This window comes from Endozoicomonas ascidiicola, assembly GCF_001646945.1.
Taxonomy (GTDB): Bacteria; Pseudomonadota; Gammaproteobacteria; order Pseudomonadales; family Endozoicomonadaceae; genus Endozoicomonas; species Endozoicomonas ascidiicola.
This window is the reverse complement of the sequence record NZ_LUTV01000001.1, coordinates 213,671-216,372: the sequence shown is the minus strand read 5'-3', so window position 1 is coordinate 216,372 and position 2,702 is coordinate 213,671. Positions and strand designations below refer to the sequence as shown.

Genomic DNA, 2,702 nt, shown 5'->3' with positions numbered 1-2,702 from the left:
GTGAACTTAACCGCAAGGACAAGGCGTTAGCAGAAACTGCTGCCTTGCTGGTGCTCACAAAAAAGGCCCAAGAGATCTGGGGAACAGCAGAGGACGATTAGTCTCTCTCCCGGATCGACAGCATACAGTTAGCCTGATCAAACAGGCGGTGAAAGACGGGGCTCGGCAGTCGAAAGCCTGCGAAGCTATTGGCCTATCAGAAAGAACGATTCAACGCTGGGTGAACGGTGATGAGGTAATGCCTGATAATCGCAAAAATGCTGTTCGACCAGCGCCCGTTAACAAGCTTTCTGAAGCAGAGGAGCAGGCGATCATTGACTTTTGTAATAGTGAGCGTTTTAAGAGTCTACCACCGAGCCAGATTGTGCCTGTTCTCGTTGATGAAGGTGTCTATCTGGGCTCTGAAAGCACTTTCTATCGAGTCATGCATAAACRCGGGCAACAGCAGCACCGCGGGCGTGCAGCCAAACCAGCTCGACGTAAGCCGACGTCTTACTGTGCAACGGGTCCGAATCAGGTCTGGTCTTGGGATATCACTTTTCTACGCTCGCCGGTGCGTGGCCAATTCTTTTACCTGTATCTGGTTATAGATATATACAGTCGTATGATTGTGACCTGGGAGGTTCATGAAAATGAATCGGCAGAACACGCCTCAAAAATGATTACCAAAGCGTGTCTGCGCCATGGTATATCAGCCCTGGAGAGGCCATTGGTCTTACATTCAGACAATGGCAGTRCCATGAAAGGTGGCACCATGCTGTCTACCTTGCAGAGCCTTGGTGTAGTGAGCTCCTTCAGTCGGCCGAGAGTCAGTGATGATAACCCTTACGCTGAAGCGATATTCAGAACACTGAAGTACCGGCCTGGTTACCCTTCCAAGCCGTTTACTGACCTCACAGCGGCCCGTACCTGGGTGCATGGGTTTGCCCAATGGTACAACGAAGAGCRCAGGCACAGCGGGATCAAGTTCCTGACACCGGGGCAGAGGCACCGAGGGGAGACAGAGACTCTCATGGATAACAGGAAAGTGGTTTATGCGCTGGCGAAAAAACGTCATCCCGAGCGCTGGGGAAGCCGGGCAACCMGAAACTGGGATCTACCGGATGAAGTCTGGCTTAATCCTGATAAATGTATTGCCGGGCAACTAAGTAACGCTGCCTGAGTTGAGGCGACAACTATGTTGACAAACACCGATATGCCTTATTCAAAATACTTGCCCGTGGCACCCGTGGCACCCGTGGCACCCGTGGCACCCGTGGCACCCGTGGCACCCGTGGCACCCGTGGCACCCGTGGCAGAAATTCCCCCACTGGCTGATGAGCACCCAGTGTGGAAGAATTTATAGAGTAGTACTCCATCCGACAGCATTTGATAAGAAGGTGTGGTCAATCGACCAGCCTTTCTCAAACATCGGATTCGAATGCGAAAGTCACACCAACTAAACTGAGTTTTTTGATTTTCTACAATAAGTAGACAATTTTACACATAACGCGATGTTCGACTTTTAAACTGACCTGAAAAAGGCATGACTGACCTACTTTTCTGCTATTAAAAACAGTGGATACAAAGGAGGAAACCAGCCATGCCCGTTGAACAGTTTATCACTACTGTCTTCTGCCTGATCGACGATTTAATCAAAGAACTCGTTCCATTACCTCTGAGAAGCCGCGGTTATCCACCAAAGCTTTCAGATAGTGAAGTGATCACCATGGAGGTCACCGGTGAATGGCTTGGACATCATGCTGATAAGCATATCTGGAAGTATTTTGCTCAACATTGGCGACACCTGTTTCCTGATATTCCATCACGGTCMACATTCGTCAAGMAGGCCGCTAACTTATGGGCCGTTAAACAGAAACTTCAGCAGCGACTCGTTCAGTTGATGYATGCTGATAATGCAGATATTCACCTGATTGACGGCTTTCCAATTGATGTCGCTGTAAGGACAAGAGCGCCCAGAAGCAAAGTCTTTAAAGGGGAGGCTGGCTACGGTTACTGTGCCTCAAAGAATAAGCATTTCTACGGATTTCAGGGACATCTACTGGTTGAAGCTCGCGGTATTCCCGTTGGATTTACGCTGACTGCCGCTAATATTGATGAGCGTGACGCTGCTTATGACATGATGGATATCATTGCCGGACTTTTGTTAGGTGACAAAGGGTATATACGACCAGAGTTCAAAGAAGACTGCCGGGGGTTAGGTATCGACCTACAGACACCACTAAGAAAAAACATGAAAGATGATAGACCAAAGTCGTTTGTGAAAGTAATCATGCGGGTACGACGGAGGATTGAAACAGTTATTGGCCAGCTGGCAGAACAATTTGAAATCGAAAGGTGCCGTTGTCGAGACAGGTGGCATATGACTTCGCGTATAGCCAGGAAGCTTTTGGCACACAATATGGGTTCATATCTGAATATCAGTGCAGGGAAAGCACCGATTCAGTTTGAAAGCCTGATTGCTGCTGCTTAAAAATCAGTGAAACTCCACTTTGGTACAGCTTTTAAAGTTTTAGTTGGACTTACTTCCATGCAAAGTTAAAAATCTGCAAGTCGAACATCGCGTACACATAGTAACCCACCTCCCTGCTTTGCTCGGGAAAAATAGAACTATAGCTTTATCCATGGCTCAAAAAATTAGAATTCTTGCCACAGGTTATCTGCTTATTCTGGCAGCACCGGGTAAAGTCTCTTCAACTTAA

General features: G+C 48.0%; 3 protein-coding genes. 2 read left to right on the top strand and 1 reads right to left on the bottom strand.

Annotated features, from left to right (window positions below):
* Nucleotides 1-76: 76 nt before the first annotated feature.
* A complete protein-coding gene (locus AKL11_RS00760) occupies nucleotides 77-1,162 on the top strand; it encodes an IS3 family transposase (RefSeq protein WP_157673401.1) in 1,086 nt (361 codons plus the stop codon).
* A gap of 38 nt (nucleotides 1,163-1,200) precedes the next feature.
* Here AKL11_RS00760 and AKL11_RS24935 read toward each other — a convergent pair whose 3' ends face one another.
* Nucleotides 1,201-1,389, bottom strand: a complete 189-nt coding sequence (locus AKL11_RS24935; protein ID WP_157673343.1) for a hypothetical protein — start codon at nucleotides 1,387-1,389, stop codon at nucleotides 1,201-1,203.
* Nucleotides 1,390-1,582: 193 nt separating this feature from the next.
* Here AKL11_RS24935 and AKL11_RS00755 point away from each other — a divergent pair, with 193 nt between their 5' ends.
* Nucleotides 1,583-2,473, top strand: a complete 891-nt coding sequence (locus AKL11_RS00755; protein WP_067514607.1) for an IS982 family transposase — start codon at nucleotides 1,583-1,585, stop codon at nucleotides 2,471-2,473.
* Nucleotides 2,474-2,702: the final 229 nt, after the last annotated feature.